Source organism: Blautia sp. ZXY-1-C6 (genome assembly GCF_056339875.1).
Map to the genome: position 1 here is coordinate 1 of NZ_JBWJVQ010000258.1, position 20,871 is coordinate 20,871.

General features: G+C 43.5%; 14 protein-coding genes, 1 pseudogene and 1 other annotated feature. Of the genes and pseudogenes, 1 reads left to right on the top strand and 14 read right to left on the bottom strand.

The window, feature by feature from the left end:
- Nucleotides 1-176 precede the first annotated feature (176 nt).
- The 5 genes and pseudogenes from AC075J_RS16625 to ileS all read right to left on the bottom strand — a co-directional run bounded on the left by AC075J_RS16625 (nt 177) and on the right by ileS (nt 9,028).
- Nucleotides 177-1,505, bottom strand: coding sequence for an IS200/IS605 family accessory protein TnpB-related protein (locus AC075J_RS16625; protein WP_476390521.1), 1,329 nt, complete (start codon nt 1,503-1,505; stop codon nt 177-179).
- 70 nt (nt 1,506-1,575) lie between these two features.
- Nucleotides 1,576-1,941 (bottom strand): annotated as a pseudogene (gene tnpA, locus AC075J_RS16630) (IS200/IS605 family transposase); the annotation flags it as partial.
- A gap of 153 nt (nt 1,942-2,094) precedes the next feature.
- Complete coding sequence (locus AC075J_RS16635; RefSeq protein WP_055060104.1) at nt 2,095-2,703, bottom strand: hypothetical protein; 609 nt, start codon at nt 2,701-2,703, stop codon at nt 2,095-2,097.
- A 384-nt stretch (nt 2,704-3,087) separates the two neighbouring features.
- Nucleotides 3,088-5,550: a glycogen/starch/alpha-glucan phosphorylase gene (locus AC075J_RS16640; RefSeq protein WP_026650155.1), complete on the bottom strand. Its 2,463-nt coding sequence runs from the start codon at nt 5,548-5,550 to the stop codon at nt 3,088-3,090.
- A gap of 322 nt (nt 5,551-5,872) precedes the next feature.
- On the bottom strand, nt 5,873-9,028 hold the full coding sequence (gene ileS, locus AC075J_RS16645; RefSeq protein WP_476390522.1) for an isoleucine--tRNA ligase: 3,156 nt from the start codon (nt 9,026-9,028) through the stop codon (nt 5,873-5,875).
- 130 nt (nt 9,029-9,158) lie between these two features.
- Nucleotides 9,159-9,394: a binding site (T-box leader), on the bottom strand.
- A 286-nt stretch (nt 9,395-9,680) separates the two neighbouring features.
- On the opposite strand from ileS, the gene AC075J_RS16650 reads away from it, so the two are divergent.
- Entirely contained in the window at nt 9,681-10,916 is a 1,236-nt protein-coding gene (locus tag AC075J_RS16650) for a D-alanyl-D-alanine carboxypeptidase family protein (RefSeq protein WP_055060106.1), read from the top strand.
- Here the strand turns inward: AC075J_RS16650 and AC075J_RS16655 are convergent.
- The 9 genes from AC075J_RS16655 to AC075J_RS16695 all read right to left on the bottom strand — a co-directional run bounded on the left by AC075J_RS16655 (nt 10,887) and on the right by AC075J_RS16695 (nt 20,867).
- Nucleotides 10,887-11,846 carry a 3'-5' exonuclease gene (locus AC075J_RS16655; protein ID WP_008707772.1) on the bottom strand — a complete coding sequence of 320 codons (960 nt, stop codon included), beginning with the start codon at nt 11,844-11,846 and terminating at the stop codon, nt 10,887-10,889. The genes AC075J_RS16650 and AC075J_RS16655 overlap by 30 nt on opposite strands.
- Before the next feature lie 60 nt (nt 11,847-11,906).
- On the bottom strand, nt 11,907-13,031 hold the full coding sequence (locus tag AC075J_RS16660; RefSeq protein WP_055060107.1) for a DUF362 domain-containing protein: 1,125 nt from the start codon (nt 13,029-13,031) through the stop codon (nt 11,907-11,909).
- A 90-nt stretch (nt 13,032-13,121) separates the two neighbouring features.
- Nucleotides 13,122-13,367 carry a DUF1292 domain-containing protein gene (locus tag AC075J_RS16665; RefSeq protein ID WP_026649908.1) on the bottom strand — a complete coding sequence of 82 codons (246 nt, stop codon included), beginning with the start codon at nt 13,365-13,367 and terminating at the stop codon, nt 13,122-13,124.
- Nucleotides 13,368-13,591: 224 nt separating this feature from the next.
- Nucleotides 13,592-15,274, bottom strand: coding sequence for a phospho-sugar mutase (locus tag AC075J_RS16670; RefSeq protein WP_008707777.1), 1,683 nt, complete (start codon nt 15,272-15,274; stop codon nt 13,592-13,594).
- Nucleotides 15,275-15,374: 100 nt separating this feature from the next.
- Nucleotides 15,375-16,262: an ABC transporter permease gene (locus AC075J_RS16675; RefSeq protein WP_055060108.1), complete on the bottom strand. Its 888-nt coding sequence runs from the start codon at nt 16,260-16,262 to the stop codon at nt 15,375-15,377.
- The gene (locus AC075J_RS16680) at nt 16,259-17,263 is read right to left on the bottom strand and encodes an ABC transporter permease (protein ID WP_008707781.1); all 1,005 of its coding nucleotides are present in this window, start codon (nt 17,261-17,263) and stop codon (nt 16,259-16,261) included. Before AC075J_RS16680 ends, AC075J_RS16675 begins: the two co-directional genes overlap by 4 nt.
- Entirely contained in the window at nt 17,263-18,174 is a 912-nt protein-coding gene (locus AC075J_RS16685) for an ATP-binding cassette domain-containing protein (protein WP_118569710.1), read from the bottom strand. The genes AC075J_RS16680 and AC075J_RS16685 overlap by 1 nt, the downstream gene beginning before the upstream one ends.
- Nucleotides 18,167-19,180, bottom strand: a complete 1,014-nt coding sequence (locus AC075J_RS16690; RefSeq protein ID WP_118569711.1) for an ABC transporter ATP-binding protein — start codon at nt 19,178-19,180, stop codon at nt 18,167-18,169. Before AC075J_RS16690 ends, AC075J_RS16685 begins: the two co-directional genes overlap by 8 nt.
- A 145-nt stretch (nt 19,181-19,325) precedes the next feature.
- Nucleotides 19,326-20,867, bottom strand: a complete 1,542-nt coding sequence (locus AC075J_RS16695; protein ID WP_118569712.1) for an ABC transporter substrate-binding protein — start codon at nt 20,865-20,867, stop codon at nt 19,326-19,328.
- Nucleotides 20,868-20,871: the final 4 nt, after the last annotated feature.

Genomic DNA, 20,871 nt, shown 5'->3' on the forward strand with positions numbered 1-20,871 from the left:
AATTAAAAACTTTATCCTCACACGACTGAAGTCGCGTGCTTCCAGACGCTTTAGGCGTCAGACTAAATATCGGCGGATACGCCTGTAACTTAGGCCAGCGCAGTTATGCGCATTTTTCCATGCCAGATATGGCAGGTTCCCACATTGCAGGTAGTCCGCTGTATATCTGCCTGCATTTATGCTGCCTTTAAGATTTCCATTTGTAAATGAAGTTCTTTCAGATCTGCATAAACACATGAGGTTCTACGCTTTACCGAAGGGACTTTTGCCTCCAGCAAAGACCTTTCCGTTACCGGAAGGGGTTTTAAAAGTTCTCTGATAAAATATCTTGCTCCGATATTATACGATGCCGACAGGTCACAGTTATATCTTTTTCCTGTCTGGAATACACAAAGACTGTGATTTTTCGGGTCACGGGACACACTTCCGGAGCCATCGTATGCAAGCCTGCTCGTATTCCATGCGCAGACTCTGGATACCCGCATTCCTTTTCTGTGTGCCTGATGCTCACAGCGTTTCTGGATATCCCGTTTTCTCCACAGATGCAGTTTCTGTTTTTTCTTTCCGGATATCTTTCCCTGCATTTCCAGATACTCGAATACGATCACATCTGCATGGTTCTCTTCTGCATTTTTTACGATCGCTCCTGCAATTTTTCTTCCCAGCTCTATGTTCAGGCGTTTCGTATATGCCCATCTTCCCCGTGACTGCGCAGAGCTGTGTTCCCTCTGGAATCTTCGGATTCGGCCCAGTGTTCGGTACATCCGGTCTTTTTCACTGGGATGATTGATAAATTTTCTCCCCAGGACAGTTCCGTCTGCCCGCATAATGGTACAGACCGCATCGGTATTGATTCCCAAGTCCACACTACAGATGATCTGTTCTTTTACCGGTGTCTTCGTAAGTGTCACTTCTTCCGTATAAGAAAAACGCAGGAAATATTTATGGTGCCTTTTCTCCAGTGTCGGGGCTGATGCCTTTTTCCCCGACCAGTTCCTGCGCAGATATTCCATATCTGTGTGATTTAAACGCACACAAAACCATTTCCAGTCATGACCATCATACAGTTTCAGGTATGCTTCGTCTTTTCCTTCTTTTTCCTCTCTGTACATGACATCACGATAAAAAACAGGCATGGCATGATTCTCATACGCCAGTCTGGGTTTCCCTGCTTGTTCTCCTGACTTTTCCCACAGGTCCATCCGTGTTTCGTAAGAAGATACACTTCCCAATGCATGCTGGATTGCGGCTCGCCTCAGGTAGGACGGCATCTTCGGAAAGCGAAGATCAAAATCAAAGCGTGCAGGATTCTTTTTTGTAGTATGCACCAGATGCTCTGCAGCATTAAACCGCCTTTTGGCATCCGGTATCTCTGCCAGTTCTTCCCACACCTGCTCATATATTTCTGTCAGGTAATAGACCGCAGACCGGTAGATTTCCAGTGTCTGGCGGACTGGGATATTCTGTTTTCGTAATTCTACGCCATAGCTGGATACGGTCTGCATCTCTTTTCCTCCAACAAATCATTTCTTCTGTCAGGCTTTTTTCTTTTCTTTTTCCTTTTGTCCTTCGATGTATGTAGGCAAGCACCTGGTCTCTGCTCCTGTCACTGACCGTTATGGCACAGTAAGACGGATTCCACAGATGCCCACCCCACAGTTCCTTTTTTAACTCCGGATACGCAAGAAACATCTGGCGTGCAAGATTTCCTTTCATGATCTTGATCATATCTGAAATATAAAACTGAGGTTTACAGTCCACAAGCAGATGGATATGATCCGGCATCACCTCCATTGCCAGAATCTGAAATTTATATTCTTCTGCAAGATTCTGTAACATTTCTTTGCATTCTGTATCGATTCCGTTTTTTAAAACCTTTTTTCTGTATTTTGTACACCAGACAAGATGATACTGCAAGGAATAGACATATCCCCCTACCATATGAAAGTTTGTTTTTATCTATATTAAATATATCTTTTTCCATATAAATATTGTACCATATGTATTGGTTTATGTAAACATTTGTTCTGTTGTTTAGTAAAAAAATTTGCGCGTCTAACTCATCACTGAAAGTAACGAGAATGCGACACGCAGTTATTCAAGCAGACTTTCTTCCAGTCTTCTGGATATTGTCACATATTCATCCAGCAATTTCTGAAGTTTTTCTGGATCTTTCTCTATATCTTCTCTGCTTTTTTCATATCTCATCACATAAAATGGCAGGAAAAAGAGTAGTTTCTTCTGAAAGATTACATCCTGTGTATATCTTTCTATGTAAATAGCCGGCAACTCATATTTTATTACCCGCCCATCCGGCATGATAATATCCATTCCAAGAGTATCTTTTCTGCCTTTTCCACGTAAATATAATACACAGGAATGAGGAAAATATATTTTGTACCGTCCATTCTCAATCTGCTTTGTTTCCAGACTGACAGCAAAATCATATTCTATCATTCGGATTACCATTTCTGCATCTCCGGTGCTCTGACATTCTATATGATAGATCTTGTCTGCTATTTTTAACCGGGAATCTGTAATCTTTTCTCCGTTCTTTGTCTGGTGTTCGTTTCTCTGCTGCTCAACTGCTATATCTGCGGGATAATTTGTGCCAAATACCTCGTTGATCAGCGGCACTACAAGCTCTGGCATTTTCTCCAGCATTGTTCTGAAAACATTATCAAATATGGTGTTATTTGCCATCTGATACACCTTTCCTGGCTGTTAGTTATCGTTCGCTTTTGTATTTTGATTATGTTTTCGGACGTATTCTTATTTCCAGATGCTTCGCATCTATGAAATTTTATCTTTTGTGCAAAGTGTTTTTGTTTTCGATCACCCTCTTTGCACTCTGTTTTGTATTTTCTATTGTAACAGATGCCTTCTCATTTTTCCAGTCAAATCTATGTTTTCAAGAACTTTTTGTTCCTTTATATTATATGTCTGTACGCAAAATTTTCCCGCACAAATGAATTAATGTATTATGTCACTACTGTAGCAAAAAGCCCCTGCAATACAGTCCTGATAACTGTACTGCCAGGGGCTTTATTTTTATTCAGAAGCAATTACTTCTATAAATATAGCGTATTATTTCTTTCTGACAATAACCTTATCCAGATGCCAGATATCATCTACATATTCCTGGATAGTTCTATCGGATGTGAACTTACCGCTGCATGCTGTGTTGAGGAGTGCTTTCTTAGCCCAGCCTTTTTCATCTCTGTATGCTGCTTCTACACGTTTCTGTGCGTCTGCATAGGAACGGAAGTCTGCGAGGATGAAGTAGCGGTCTGCTCTGTCTGTGTTCTTTGTATTGAGAAGTGAATCGTACAGGTCACGGAAGAGTTCTGTATCATTGGAGAAGGTTCCGTTGATGAGCTGCATCAGTACCTGACGGATTTCTTCGTCTGTGTTGTAGATTACGTTTGGATCGTATCCGCCGTTGTTTTCGTAGTTGATTACTTCGTCGGAGCTTAAACCGAAGATGAATGCGTTTTCTGCGCCAACTTCTTCTACGATCTCTACGTTGGCACCGTCCATTGTTCCAAGTGTAGGAGCACCGTTGAGCATGAACTTCATGTTACCTGTACCGGATGCTTCTTTACTTGCTGTGGAGATCTGCTCGGAAACGTCTGCTGCTGCGAAGATCCACTCAGCGTTGGATACTCTGTAGTTTTCGATGAATACAACTTTGATCTTGCCGTTGATGGAAGCGTCATTGTTTACTACATCTGCTACGGAGTTGATGAGTTTGATGATCTTCTTGGCTGTTGCGTAACCTGCGGATGCTTTTGCACCGAAGATGAATGTTCTTGGATAGAATTCCATTTCCGGATGCATCTTGATCTGGTTGTACAGATAGATAACATGCAGGATGTTCAGGAGCTGACGTTTGTACTCGTGAAGTCTCTTAACCTGTACATCGAAGATGGAGTGCGGGTCTACTTCTACGCCATTGTGCTCAAGGATGTATTTAGCCAGACGCTCTTTGTTCTTGAACTTAATGTTCATGAATTCCTGGAGTGCTTTCTCATCATCAGCATAAACTGCCAGTTTCTTTAACTGTGGAAGGTCTGTAACCCAGTCCGGTCCGATGTGCTCTGTGATCCAGTCTGCAAGGAGTGGATTTGCGTGGAGCAGGAAACGTCTCTGAGTGATACCGTTTGTCTTGTTGTTGAATTTCTTAGGCATCATTTCATAGAAGTCTTTTAATTCCTGATTCTTCAGGATTTCTGTATGAAGGCGTGCAACACCGTTTACAGAATAGCCTGCTGCGATTGCAAGGTGAGCCATCTTAACCTGTCCATCGTAGATAATTGCCATCTTTTTGATCTTCTCGTAATTTCCCGGATATTTTGCCTGGATCTCAAGGATGAAACGACGATTGATCTCTTCGATGATCTGGTATACACGCGGAAGCAGTCTGGAGAAGAGCTCGATCGGCCATTTCTCAAGTGCTTCGGACATGATAGTATGGTTTGTGTAAGCAACAGATTTGGTTGTTACTTCCCATGCTTCATCCCATCCGAGTCCTTCTTCGTCCATGAGGATACGCATTAACTCTGCTACTGCTACAGTCGGATGTGTATCATTCATCTGGAAGGTTACTTTTTCATATAATTTATGGATATCGCCATGTTTCTTTTTATATTTGGCAATTGCTGCCTGGAGGCTTGCAGATACAAAGAAGTACTGCTGTTTCAGTCTCAGCTCTTTACCTGCATAGTGGTTGTCGTTCGGGTAAAGAACTTCTACGATATTGCGGGCAAGGTTCTCCTGCTCTACAGCTTTCTTGTAATCACCCTTGTCAAAGGAATCAAGCTCGAAGTCTACGATCGGCTCTGCATCCCAGATACGAAGTGTGTTTACTACATCATTGTCATATCCTGTGATCGGCATATCATAAGGAATGGCTTTTACTGCCTGATATCCTTCATGGATAAATTTGCTTCCGCCCTTTTCAGGATCGTACTCTACTCTTACATATCCGCCGAAGTGTACTTCCTTGGCATATTCCGGACGACGCAGTTCGAATGGGTAGCCGTTCTTTAACCAGTTATCCGGTACCTCGATCTGATAACCGTTCTGGATTTTCTGTTTGAACATTCCGTAGTGGTAACGGATTCCGCAGCCATATGCTGCGTAATTTAAAGTTGCGAGAGAATCAAGGAAGCATGCAGCCAGTCTTCCCAGACCACCGTTTCCAAGTGCCGGATCCGGTTCCTGATCTTCGATACAGTTAAGGTCAAATCCCAGTTCTTCGAGAGCTTCTTTTACTTCACCGTAAGCGCAAAGGTTGATCAGGTTGTTTCCGAGAGCACGTCCCATCAGGAATTCCATGGACATATAGTATACGATCTTCGGATCCTGTTCGTCATAAGCTTTCTGTGTTGCAAGCCAGTTATCAATGATAACATCTTTTACAGAGTAGCTTACTGCCTGAAAAATCTGCTCCTGTGTAGCTTCTTCAATTGTTTTTCGATAGAGGAATTTTACGTTGTCTTTTACGCTTTTCTTGAATGCCTCTTTCTTGAACATTTCGTTTGTCATTTCATACCTCCCGTAATGGTTTCACTGTTCACTTTATTCTCAGCAATACACCTTGCGGATATTGCCGGTGAACCTCTTCATTCCGTCAACTCTTCTGTTTTCTCATATCAGAGAAATTGGGGGCAAAGAATCTCTGCCTCCAATTTCCTCTCTGAAATCAGACTGTCAAGGATAATGATACTCTTTTTTCGACAGTCTGTCATGTGTATAATTGCCGAATTTTATAACATTTTTTTTATCGTGCATTGCGAAAGTAGTATATTTCCTGTGAAATACCTGTAACTTATCATTACCTTGTCAGTAGTTGACCGAATGTTGTCAATTACAGTTTCTTAACACCCATAGTTACTGCTTCTTTGTTGATGTTCCACTCTTTCACATAACCATCGGTCTCGCCAAGTACCATTTCGTCTGCAAGTACTTCTGACTTGATCTCATCTTCGTGTGCTTTCATGACATCCTGGATCTTGTCGTTTCCGTGAGCGTATACTACGATCTTGTCCATAACTTCGAAGCCGGCTTCCTTACGCATGGTCTGGATCTTGCTGATGATCTCACGTACGAATCCCTCTTCGATCAGTTCAGGTGTCAGGTTTGTATCAAGAACTACGGATGTTTCACCGTCAGATTCGGATACATAGCCTTCTGTCTGTGCTGTTTCAATAAGAAGGTCTTCTTCTGTAAGCTCTACATCGTTTCCGTTGATATCCAGTTTCAGGACACCGTTGGTTCTCAGTTCGTTCATTGCTGCTGTTCCATTGATGTCTGTGAGAGCCTGTCTGATTCCTCCAAGGAGCTTACCGTATTTCGGTCCTACTGTACGAAGCTGTGGTTTGAAGCTGTAGGAGATAAAGGATTCTACATCATCTGCGAATTTTACTTCTTTGACATTCAGTTCGTCTGCGATGATGTCAGTGTAGAATTCACTCATTTTCTTCTCAGCTTTTACATACATGGTTCCGATCGGCTGACGGTTCTTGATGTTTGCTGTATTTCTGCAGGCACGTCCCAGAACTACGATCTCCAGAAGCTCTTTCATGTCTGCTTCCAGATCTTTGTCGATCCATGCTTCGTTTACAGTTGGGAAGTCGCAGAGATGGATACTCTCCGGAGCATCTTTGTCCACGCTTCTTACCAGGTTCTGATAGATGTCTTCTGTCATGAACGGGATCATCGGAGCTGCTGTCTTGGCGATGGTTACCAGTGCATGGTACAGAGTCATGTAAGCATTGATCTTATCCTGCTCCATTCCCTTTGCCCAGAAACGTTCACGGCTTCTTCTTACATACCAGTTACTCATCTCATCTACGAATTCCTGGAGTGCTCTTGCTGCTTCCGGGATCTTGTAGTTAGCCAGGTCATTGTCAACTGCCTGAACTGTTGTGTTTAATCTGCTAAGGAGCCATTTGTCCATAACAGGAAGCTGGTCATAGTTCAGTTCATATTTGGTCGGGTCGAAGTTGTCGATGTCTGCATATAATACGAAGAATGCGTAAGTATTCCACAGTGTGCTCATGAATTTACGCTGTCCTTCCACAACTGCCTTGCCATGGAAACGGTTCGGAAGCCATGGAGCACTGTTGATGTAGAAGTACCATCTGATGGCATCTGCGCCGTATTTGTTCAATGCATCGAATGGATCAACTGCATTTCCTTTGGACTTACTCATCTTCTGTCCGTTCTCATCCTGGACATGTCCCAGAACGATTACGTTCTTGTATGGTGCTTTATTGAAGAGCAGTGTGGATTCTGCAAGGAGTGAGTAGAACCATCCACGAGTCTGGTCTACTGCCTCGGAGATAAAGTTTGCAGGGAACTGCTGCTCAAATAATTCTTTGTTTTCAAATGGATAATGATGCTGTGCAAAAGGCATTGCTCCTGAGTCGAACCAGCAGTCAATAACCTCCGGTACACGATGCATTTCTCCACCGCACTCCGGACACTTCAGTGTGATCTCATCAATGTATGGGCGGTGAAGCTCTACTGTCTTGGCTCTCTCATCACCGCTCATCTCGAATAACTCCTGACGGCTTCCGATGGAATGCATATGTCCGCATTCACACTGCCAGATGTTCAGTGGAGTTCCCCAGTAACGGTTACGGCTGATACCCCAGTCCTGAACGTTTTCAAGCCAGTCGCCGAAACGTCCTTTACCGATGCTCTCAGGGATCCAGTTGATTGTATTGTTATTTCTGATCAGGTCATCCTTAACTGCTGTCATCTTGATGAACCAGGATTCTCTTGCATAGTAGATCAGTGGTGTGTCACATCTCCAGCAGTGTGGATAATCATGCTCGAATTTCGGAGCATCGAAGAGCTTGCCTTCTTTGTCCAGATCTGTGAGGACCATAGGATCTGCTTTCTTTACGAAAACGCCTGCGTATGGTGTCTCTTTTGTCAGGTTACCCTGTCCGTCTACGAACTGTACGAATGGCAGTTCATAGTTACGTCCGATTCTGCTGTCGTCTTCACCGAATGCAGGTGCGATGTGAACGATACCTGTACCATCACTCATAGTAACGTAGTTATCACAGGTTACGAAATGAGCTTTCTTTTTCTGTTTTGCTGCTGCCTCTCCTGCACATGCGAAAAGCGGCTCGTATGCTTTGTATTCCAGGTCTGTTCCTTTGTAGGTTTCCAGAACTTCATATGCTTTCTCGCCTTCTTCTTTTACAAGTTTGCCAAGGACTTTGTCAAGGAGTGCTTCTGCCATATAATAGGTATATCCGTCTGCTGCCTTTACTTTGCAGTAAGTCTCATCCGGGTTTACGCAGAGTGCAACGTTGGACGGAAGTGTCCATGGTGTTGTTGTCCATGCAAGGAAGTATGCATCTTCACCAACAACCTTGAATCTTACAACTGCGGAGCGCTCTTTTACAGTTTTGTATCCCTGGGATACTTCCTGTGCGGAAAGAGGGGTACCGCATCTTGGACAGTAAGGAACGATCTTGAAGCCTTTATACAGAAGCTTCTTGTTCCAGATTTCTTTTAATGCCCACCATTCGGATTCAATATAATCGTCATAGTAAGTTACGTATGGATGTTCCATATCAGCCCAGAAACCAACAGTAGAGGAGAAATCCTCCCACATTCCTTTATATTTCCAGACGCTTTCCTTACACTGTTTGATGAATGGCTCCATACCGTATTCTTCGATCTGCTCTTTGCCATCCAGACCAAGTTTCTTCTCTACTTCCAGCTCTACCGGAAGTCCGTGAGTATCCCATCCTGCTTTACGCGGAACCATGTAGCCCTTCATTGTACGGTATCTCGGGATCATATCCTTGATAACGCGGGTAAGTACATGGCCGATGTGCGGTTTACCGTTTGCAGTAGGCGGTCCGTCGTAGAATGTATAGGTTTCTCCCTCTTTTCTGTTCTCCATACTTTTCTCAAAGATATGGTTTTCTTTCCAGAATTCTTCTACTTTTTTCTCACGGTCTACAAAGTTTAAGTTCGTATCAACTTTCTGGTACACAGTAATTTACCTCCTGTTTAAATTATTTGTATCAGACACCTGAAAATATGCAGGACGTTTATATACGCTGAAAAATATTTCCAGTGTCCTTTAAGAACGAAAATAAGCCCATAAAAAAATCGCCCTTTTGTAAAAGGACGAAGGTTTATTGACGTTCGCTATACCACCTGTTACATTGTACGGGCATCCTCTGCCGATACATGAATCTTTTAACGGGGATTTCCGTCAGCTCTTACCTGTCTGTACACCCTTCAGAGCTGCAACTCCGGAGTGATCTTCACTGCATTTACTCACCACCGGGCTCACACCCTCCCCGGTTCGCTGTCTGCTTTCCCCTGCAGTTACTCTCTCCATCAACGTTTTTGTGGACATATCATTTATTTAACTATGCGGATTCATTATAAGGTCACAAAATTCACTGTGTCAAGTATTTTTTTGAATATTAGGGTAATCCTGTTACTGTTTAATAACACTGGTTACTGTCAAACTCCCGAACAGTAACACACTGTTAACATACTATCATATAAATTTTACACAGGCATTGTAATTAATGATATAATAAGGTAGAATATTTTGTCCGAACGTCATTTAAAACGATGTACTAGGATATGGAAAGCAACTACTATGTATATTTAATGAAGGGTAATTTCAAATGTTTAAAACAAAATTTCATAAATTAATGAAACGTTTCCTCACCGGAATGCTTTGTGCAGGGATTCTGACCTCTCAGCCTGCAGTCACTTACGCTGCCGAGACCTCTGCCACTCCTGAAGCCGGTCATTCAGAAACCTATTCACAGGCCTCAGATATCGATTCTGTCAAAGGATGGCCCACAGGTCCTAATATCGAGGGACAGTCCGCAGTGCTGATGGATGCAGTCACTGATACTATTCTTTATTCCAAGAATGCCAAAGATAAGCTATATCCCGCCAGTATCACTAAGATCATGACCGCTCTTCTGGCCTGTGAATATCTGGATATGAACGATACGATCACCATGTCGCAGGAAGCGGCTTATGGGATTGAGGCCGGAAGCTCCAGCATTTACGCAGAAACAGGAGAAGTTTTCACAGTAGAGCAGGCCCTGATGGCTCTGATGCTGGAATCCGCCAATGAGATGGCTCTTGCTCTGGCAGAAAAAACAAGCGGTTCTGTAAAGAAGTTTGTTGAACTGATGAACCAGAGGGCAGCTCAGCTTGGCTGTAAGAACACCCATTTTAATAATCCAAATGGTCTTCCGGATGAGACGCATTATACCACCGCAGGTGATATGATGAAGATTGCAAAGGCAGCCTGGTATAATCCCAGATTCCGTAAATTTGTGACCACACAGGTTTATGAGATTCCTCCGACTAATAAGCAGTCTGAAACCCGTTATCTTCTCAATCACCATAAGATGATGCCCGGACAGTCTTATGCATACGATGGGGTTCTGGGAGGAAAGACCGGATACACCGATGCAGCGGGAAGTACGCTTGTCACCTATGCCAAGAGAGGAAATTCCATTCTCATTGCAGTTGTGCTGAATTCTACAAACGGTGCTTTTCCTGACACAACTTCTCTGCTGGATTACGGCTTCGACAATTTTGAAAAAGTAGACTTGAATATAGATACCGATCCGGTACCGGCAGTATTTCTCCCATGCGAAAAGCACCTGTTAAAGGACTGGAATAATCTGTGTTCCTTCTATTATATGAGGCATGTGTACGTAACTGTCCCCACAGGAACCGATGTGAGCCAGCTTGTAAAGAAGCAGAAACTTCTGAACAATTCTGTCGGTCCAAAGCGAATTAAAAGTAAATATTATTTAGACGGCCATATGGTCGGATATGGAATGCAATATGAAAAGGAGATCCTTTCAGATTTCCTTCTCAACGCTTCTTTTTAGTTTTCGCCTGAGGCGGAGGACTTCTTTTCTTTCACGAAGTTCCTCTGCTTCTTCTGTATCTGTGAAACGCAATGTCTTCACAGCGAAATATTTCTCATCTTCTGTTTTTCGGATGCGGATCTTGCCTCTTATCAGTCCATGTTCTTCACAATTGGATATGCTGTAATAAACCTTTGGATTATTCATAAACCATCGGAGTTTGCGCTTTGCAGGCAGATGACAGACCGGACATCTGGTGCTAGTCACCTCGCGGTCTTTCATGATTCGCTCTCTTGTGGCAAATTCTCTGGATACATATTTGTCATGATCCGGATAGGAAATATGTATCTCGTCTTTTTTCTTCTTTGGATTCTGGTAAACATCCAGTGACGGATGATTGATGATGATTATGTTATTTATTTTCTCCAGGACTTTCGCTGTATACCAGGCATCTGCAAGCGCCCGGTGAAATCCCCTGGATTTCTCTATTTTCAGCTCATCGATTGCATGCTCCAATGCACACCTGTGTGTACCGTCATCATAACTGATACTGTATAGTTTCTGCACATCATAATAGGTCACAGGTCCGGGAAGCAGATCCAGCAGGCCATAGAACTTCATATTTCTCTGAAGTTCCATCACGTCCTGATTTCCCCAGGTAAAAAAGTACCAGTCTTCTCCGCACCAGTCAATAAATTCCCTGACTGCCTGCTCAAAGGGCACTCCTTTCATAAGATCTTTATAATCTACATGAATTACCTCATGGATGCTGTCATGAATCCATTTATAGACCTGTGGTTTGATCAGTCGGTGAAAATGATCCGTTATTTCTTTTTTGCTGTTTACTTTTACAGCCCCAATCTCGATAATCTCAAATGGAAGCCTGTCGTTACGTGTTTTCTTTCCCGAAGGATTCTGATTCCATTCCAGGTCAAAGACAATATAGTTCATTCATCCAGTCCTTTTTGTTCATTACTTTTTCGCATTTATTTTCCACTGCTGATAAACATATTATTTCACAATCTTCAGTTCATACTGTCTGGTTCCCAGACCAATCTTCTCTGCCTGATCCAGTGTTGCCTGCCATTCAATGTTCGGGTTGGAATCTTTGAAATGGTCGTGGTGGCAATGCCAGTCAGGTTTTGCCAGATGTTCTCCAAGCTGGCTGTTCTCGATCGGAGTTGCTTTCAGACAGGCATCTGCGCAGGCCTGATCCAGAGCAACCGGGTCAAAGCTTGCAAACATTCCGATATCAGGAAGGATTGGTGCATCATTTTCGCCATGGCAGTCACAGTTCGGGCTGATATCCTGAACAAGTGCTACATGGAAATGCGGACGGCCATGACAGACTGCCTGTGCATATTCTGCCATCTTACGGTCAAGAAGTTCATTCGCACTGCTGTTTGGATTGTATACTGCATCAAAACCGCAGGCTCCGATACAACGGCCGCAGCCTTTACATTTATCATAATCAATGACTGCTTTTTTATTCGGATATGTAATCGCATCACTTCCGCACTCTTTCGCGCAGCGACGGCATCCGCGGCAGAGTTCTTCATTTACTGCAGGTTTTCCGCTGGCATGCTGTTTCATCTTACCAGCGCGGCTTCCGCATCCCATTCCGATGTTCTTGAGAGCACCGCCGAAGCCGGTTGCTTCATGACCTTTGAAGTGGCTTAAGCTGATAAAAATATCTGCATCCATGATCGCATGTCCGATCAGTGCAGTCTGACAATATTCACCGTTAACTACCGGTACTTCTACTTCGTCTGTACCGCGTAAGCCATCACCGATGATGATCTGGCATCCTGTTGAAATGCTGTTAAATCCGTTGAGATTTGCGCACTCCAGATGCTCCAGTGCATTCTTACGGCTTCCCGGATAAAGAGTGTTGCAGTCTGTGAGGAACGGAAGTCCTCCCTGCTCTTTACAGAGATCAGCTACTGCTTTTGCGTAATTTGGGCGCAGGAAAGCCAGATTGCCAAGTTCTCCGAAATGCATTTTAATAGCCACGAATTTTCCATCCATATCAATGTCTTTGATTCCGGCTGTAACGCAGAGTTTCTTCAGTTTATCAAGCTGGCTGGTGCCAACCGGACATCTGAAATCAGTAAAATAAACGGTTGATTTCTCCATCGTTTTTTCCTCCTGTTTTTATTGACCAAAATTTGATTTTCTTTTTTATTTTATCACAAGATGCAGGTTCTTTTCGAGATATTTTTTTGCTTACATCTGTTCGTAAAATTTTGTCACCTTTTTGTATTCTGCAGGCAAAGTAATCTGCTCTACCACAACATCTCCATCTTCTGCATTGTGGTAACGGTAAATGTAAACGCCCTCCTGGATCTCATCTCCTTCGATCAGAGAAACTGCCAGATATCCCTGTCCTTCAAATTCAAAGGTATCCATGATTGCAAAATCCCGTTCTGTTCCGTCAGATACCGGGATGCTGATTACTTCATATTCTTCCATAGTATGTTTTCCTTTCATTTATAAGCAGTCTTATTCTTATTTTCGCTGTTTTTTATTGTAGCAAAGAGTGTTAATTATATCAATCCTATTTAACCGAATCAAGTAAGTCGTTACTGTTCACAGTAACAGTAAGGCCCCTGCGGGTTACAAAAAGAAAGACTGCACCTCCAATGAGCACAGCCTTTCCGGTTTAGTATATTTTATTCAGTTCTGCTTACAATTGCTTATGCCATGATCGGTTTTAATGCTTCTGCAAGCTTCTCTTTCTCAGCTTCTGCCTCTTCCAGGTTCTTGCCGAGAGTTGTGTAATAGATCTTGATCTTTGGTTCTGTTCCGGATGGGCGGACAACTACTGTCTCGCCGTTATCCAGCTTGTAGATCAGTACGTTTGCTGCAGGAAGTCCTGTTTCTTCCGGTTTCTGGTAATCTGTTACTTTTACTATAGTATGACCTGCGATCTCTGTGAGAGGTTTGTCACGAAGTCCCTGCATCAGAGCTGACATCTTATCCATTCCGCTTAATCCCGGGAATTCGAAGCTGTCTACTTTGTTCAGGTAACGTCCGTACTGTGCATAGATCTCTTCCATTCTCTGTTTCAGGGAACTTCCGATGCTTCTGTAATATGCAGCCATTTCACAGATCAGCATAGATCCGATAACAGCATCCTTGTCACGTACATATGGTCCTGCAAGGTATCCGTAGCTCTCTTCAAATCCGAAGATAAATCTGTCTACTTCATCTGCTGCTTCAAGCTGTGCGATCTGATCGCCGATCCACTTGAATCCTGTAAGTACGCTTCTGAGTTCTACTCCATAGTGCTCTGCCACTGCATCTGCAAGTGGTGTGGAAACAATGGATTTCACTGCTACCGGATTCTTTGGCATTGTGCCTTTTTCAATGCGGCCTGCACAGATATAATCAAGAAGGAGTACACCTACCTCATTACCTGTTACCAGTTCATAGGAACCATCCGGGCATTTCATTGCAATACCAACGCGGTCTGCATCCGGGTCAGTTGCAAGCATTAAGTCTGCACCTGTTTCTTTTGCGAGATTTAATCCAAGTTCCAGAGCTGCAAAGATTTCCGGGTTCGGATAGCTGCAGGTTGTGAAGTATCCGTTCGGATATTCCTGTTCCGGAACGATTGTGATATCTGTGATTCCGATATCTTTTAATACCTGAGTTACAGGTACAAGTCCTGATCCGTTTAACGGGCTGTAAACCAGTTTCAGTCCTGCTGTCTTGCAGAGACCCGGACGAACCTGACGGGATTCGATAGCTTCATAGAGAGCCTGCTTGCAGTCATCTCCTACAAAACGGATTTTTCCCTGTTCTACGCCTTCTGCGAAGGACATATATTTCGCACCTGTAAGTACGTCTGTTTTCTGGATCTCTTCATATACAATGGCAGCTGCATCGTCTGTCATCTGGCATCCGTCAGGACCATATGCTTTGTATCCGTTGTACTTAGCCGGGTTGTGGGATGCTGTTACCATAATACCTGCATTGCATTCATAGTAACGTGTTGCAAAGGAAAGTGCAGGTACAGGCATCAGTGCGTCATAAATTCTGACATTGATATCATTTGCCGCCAGTACGCCTGCTGCTGTTTTTGCAAATACATCACTCTTAAGACGGCTGTCATAGCTGATGGCTACTGTCTGATTACCGCCCTGTGTTTTTACCCAGTTCGCAAGTCCCTGTGTTGCCTGGCGAACTACATAAATATTCATACGGTTGGTTCCGGCTCCAAGTACTCCGCGAAGTCCGGCTGTTCCAAATTTCAGCGCTACTGCGAAACGATCTTTGATCTCTTCATCGTTTCCTTCGATTTTGGATAATTCCGGATTAAGATCCGCATCCTGCAGATCTGCTGCCAACCAACGTTTGTATTCTTCCTGATACATTTTGACCACTCCTGCCTTGTTTTTTAGATTTTTTAAGATATTTTCATAATATCATAAATCAGACAAATCAGCAACAAGACAGCGAGATTTCAATCAAATTTTAAAAGTTACTTTCTTTTCTGTTTGTCTGCTCTCTGCAGGCATTTCCTATATTGGTCAGGCAGAGCACTGTGGTGATCAGGAAAAGTCCCGGGATCAGAATGATCCACCAGGAACCTGTCATTAATGCCTTATCTGACAGAGACAGCATACTTCCCCATGTGATAACCTCTATCGGAAGTCCAATACCCATAAAACTTAAAGTAGCCTCAGAGATCATTGCAGTTCTTACGTTCATAACTACCATAAACATAATGGATGAGAAAAAGTTCGGCACCAGATGCTTCCACAAAATACGGAAAAATCCTGCTCCCATACATCTTGCAGCGATGATATACTCACTGTTTCGTATCTGCCGTACCTCTGTGCGTACTACTTTCGCAATACTGGTCCAGCTGGTCACACCGATCACAAAGGACAGACTCAGGATATTTGCATCTCCCATAATAGCCTGCAGCAAAATGATCAGAAGCAGAGTTGGTATACTTAAAAATATCTCTGTAAATCTCATGATCAGTTCATCCAGCCACCCAGGTGCCACACCACTGAAGGCGCCGACTACCACTGCAATAAAAGTAGAAATAACAGTGGCTAATCCACCAATCAGGATCGAGATCCTTCCTCCATACCAGATCATGGAAAAAATATCCCTTCCCATAGTATCTGTTCCAAAAAGGAACTCCCTGTCAGGAGCTTTATTATAGTTTAACAGATCCATATAAGTAGGATCCTTTGTCATGATCAGTTCCGCACACAGACAGCCCAGTACGATAAGAATCAGGATTACTGCTGAAACAACGGGTTTTCCCTGATACCACTTTTTCTTTGATTTGGGAATTACGGTTTCTGTCTTTCTGTTTCCTGCCAGTTCAAATAAATGATTGGTCATCCTTCTACTACCTCCGATTTCTCGGTTATTACTTCATCCTTCATACGGGGATCTATCTGTTCATTAATAGTCTGACTGACGATATTACAGAAAATAACCAGGATTCCTGACATCATACAAAGCAGCATCAGCAGATTGTAATCATGATATCTGGCACTCTCATAGGACAGAGCTCCGATTCCGGGATAAGAGAATACACTTTCTACCACATAGGTTCCTCCAAGTACATGGGGGACTGCAATGGCCATAATACTCAGATAAGCAGGCATTACATTTCGGACACAATGTCTGAACATAAGCTTTTTCTTATCCAGGCCTTTTGCCTTTGCCAAAAGTACATAATCTGCGCGAACCTCTTCAAGGATCTTATTTCGGATCATGTAAGCATAATACCATAAATGCTCCATGACCACGATGGTCAGAGGCATGATCAGATGCAGCACTCTGTCACCGATATCTCCTGCATTTCCTGTACTGTAAGCTCCACTGCTTGGCAGGATCTTAAGATTTACGGAAAAAACAAGGATCAGGACCAGAGCCATCCAAAACTCAGGAATACAACTGGATATGGTTCCCAGCTTACACAGGATCCGGTCTGCCAGCCGGTTTTCGTACCAGGCACACAGGATTCCCAGGAGCAGGGCTCCGGCAAACATAATGATAAATCCGATTCCTCCAAGTACAAGTGTATTGCCAATACGGCCGCCGATCACTTCTACCACATCCTGTTTATATTTAAATGAAATTCCAAATTCTCCATGAAAGGCATTTTTTACCCACTTCACATACTGCACAGAAATCGGTTCGTTCAATCCCAGTTTTCCCATAGCCCATTCACGTTCTTCCGGACTCATCTTCTCTGTACGGTCACCATAATAGGAGATCAGCGGATCTCCCGGTGCAAGACGGGCTACATAAAATACAGCTACAGACAATATAAATACTGAGATCAGGAATATCAGGCATTTTTTACCATAGTAGACTAACTTTTTTTGTCTCATTATATACTGCACCCCTTTCCTTCAGCCGGAAGCATTGCAAAATGTCCGGGTGACACTTCTGTCCACACGCTGTTTTCCATTCCTTCGCCATCATAGTACTGCAGAACTCTTTTTCTCTCCCTGATCGGGTCAGGAACAGGAATTGCAGACAGCAATGTTTTTGTATAAGGATGCACCGGATTGGAATACAATTCTTCTGATGGCGCCAGTTCTACCAGTTTTCCATGATACATAACTCCCACACGGTCACAGAGATACTCAACCATAGCCAGGTCATGAGCTATAAACAGAAATGTAAATCCATGCTCCTCCTGCAGATGACGGAACAGATTGACGATCTGTGCCTGTATGGACACATCCAGGGAAGCTATCGGTTCATCAGCCACCAGAAATTCCGGTTCCATACACAGAGATCTGGCTATGGCCACTCGCTGTCTCTGTCCCCCTGATAATTCAGATGGATAACGGTCCAGGAAACTGTTCTCAAGTCCTACATATTCCATCTGAAAAGCAGCTTCCTTCACAAAGCTTCCTCTCGGAGGTGTGATATGCTGGATTCTCATTGGTTCCGCAATAATATCTGACACCTTCATTTTCTGGTTCAGACTGGATGCGGAATCCTGAAATATCATCTGGCGGCGGGTCTGCAGCATTTTTTTATGCTTTTTGAATTCCTTTTTGTCGCAGATATTTACATCTTTATACCAGATTTCTCCCTGAGCCGGCTGATATATATTCATCAGACATCTGGCAACTGTGGACTTTCCTGAACCGGATTCCCCTACCAGACCAAAGATCTCACCTTTATGGATCTGAAATGAGACATCATCTACAGCCTTTACCTTGATCTTTTTTGTCAGATGAAACTGCTGAGCCAGATGCCTGACATCCAATAAAACTTCTTTACTCATGCGCTGTTCCTCCCATAGGTGATTTGATCTGCGGTGCTCTTGGATCCAACAGCCAGGTTGCCGCATAATGAGTATCTGTTATCTTAAACATCGGCGGCATTTCTTCATAATCAATATTCAGGGCATATTCATTTCGACATGCAAAAGCATCACCTTTCGGCGGATCTATCAAAGTAGGAGGCATGCCGGGGATAGTGTACAAGCTTTCTTTTCCATTTGCAAATGCAGGCAGTGATCTCATCAGCCCCCATGTATATGGATGTCTGGGATCATAATACACTTCCTCTGCTGTACCGATCTCTACGATCTTGCCTGCATACATGACTGCTACTCTGTCTGCCACACGTGCAACCACTCCCAGATCATGGGATACCAGTATGGTAGCTGTTCCAAGCTTCATCTGTATTTCCCGCAGAAGATCCAGGATCTGTGCCTGTATGGTCACATCCAATGCAGTAGTTGGTTCATCTGCAAATAAAATATCCGGATCTGCTGCCAGAGCAATGGCCATAACACATCTCTGACGCATTCCTCCGGAGAACTGCCAGGGATACTGATGATATCGTTCCTTTGGATGGGAGATACCTACCAGTTCCATAAGTTCCAGAACCTTCTTATTTACCTGTTCCTTCGTGTAATTCTTATTGTGGATCACCACTGCTTCCCCAATCTGTTTTCCGATTTTAATAGTTGGATTCAGGGATGTCATAGGATCTTGAAAGATCATGGAAAAAACTCTTCCACGCAGTTTCTGCATCTCCTTTTCCCTGTAACAGGTGATATCCTGTCCGTTCACACAGATGCTTCCCTCTTTAATCTTTGCACTTGGCGGCAAAAGCTTCATGATACTTTTGCAAAGCACACTCTTCCCGCATCCGGATTCTCCAACTATAGCCAGCACCTCTCCCTTTTTTAATGAAAAAGACACATCTCTTACTGCCTGGACTTCTCCGGCAGGACCGTTAATGCTGACTGAAAGATTTTTAACCTCTAATAAATGTTCCATTTTTAATCCTTTTTCCGCTCGTGTAAAAAGGGGGCACCTTTAGTGCCCCCGTCACAACCTTTATCTTTTTTATGATGTTAGAGTCAAAGGTCTTATGGCGCAAGCATGAATGGCTTTTTGACCTTTTGACCCTGATATCATTTTATTATTCAATAGTCCAGTCTGCTACATTCCAGAAGATTCCAACTCCATGATGTCCCATAATTGTATCAGGATCGATTCCTTTAATATTGCTGTCAGCAACATAGTTGGCATCAATATAGCAGATCATTGCATAAGCCGGATCCTCTGCCAGAGCTTTCTGGAAATTAGCATAGGCTTCTGCACGAACTTCCGGATCAGCTGACTGTCTTGCTTCTTTCAGATACTTGTCAACGTCTGCATTAGAGTAGCCGGAGTAGTTTGCTCCCTTATCTGTTCCGAATACTTTGTATGTATGGTCGTCAGCGTCAAATGGGCTTCCCCATCCGATCAGGAATGCCATCTGTCCTGCCCAGTCTGTCTGTGCAGGGATCTCTACTGATACATCCATGCCAATCTCTTTCAGTTCCTGTGCTGCGATCTGAGCCATATCAATACGTACCTGATCTCCTGCACTTACGCTGATTACAAATCCCACTTTTTCGCCGTCACGATAATAGAATCCGTCATCACCCATCTCGCATCCTGCAGCTTCCAGAATTTCTTTTGCTTTTTCAGGATTGTAATCATAATGCTCTACATCTTCATAATTATAGATATTTCTCTGAAGAGGACCATAAGCCGGCATTCCCTGTCCCAGGATAACTGCGTCGATGATTGCCTGGCGGTCAAGTCCATAGCATACTGCCGGGATCAGATCACGGTTTTTCTGCCAGTATTCATTTCCAAAGTTAAACATGATTCCACGATAGTCAGAAGTCTTCATATCATAGCATGTATATGCATCATCATCTGCAAAAGTCGCCGCATCCTTTGGTGTTAATAATGCCATATCAAGTTCTCCGGATTTTAACTGAAGTGCTTTCGCATTGTCATCCGGTACGATCTTGAATACAACTTTATCAATGGAAGGCTCACCCTTAAAATAGTCTTCGTTCTTAACCAGGGTGATCACCTGTCCCTCATCCCAGGATTCAATCTTGTATGGACCTGTTCCTACCGGATTACGGAAGAAGTCAGAAGTCTGCATATCTTCTCCCTCAAGCAGATGCTTAGGAAGAACCGCCATTGTCATATAGTCAAGGAATGCAACGTTTTTGTCCTCAAGCTTGAACGCAACCGTATGATCATCAATAACATTGATCTCTTCTACGTCCTCGTAGTTGGGTGCATTCTCAGAACCGTTTTCCGGATCCATGATCGCTTCAATAGTAAATTTAACATCCTCTGCTGTCACAGGTTCGCCGTCCTGCCACTTGGCATCTTCTGCCATATGGAATGTATAAGTATTGGTTTCATCATCAAAATCCCAGCTCTCTGCCAGTCCCGGAACTACCTGATTATCTCCGTCATGTGCAGTTAAACCGTTGAAGATCAGAATATTGATCTCTCCATGTTCATCCATAGCAGGATTGATCCTGGTATAATCTCCGCTTCCGTATACCAGTGTTGTTTCTTCCTCTGCCAGTACAGGCACTGTTGTTCCGGCACTGACCAGTGATACAGTCAGAAGCACTCCGGCCATTGTCAATAAACCCTTTTTCATTTCA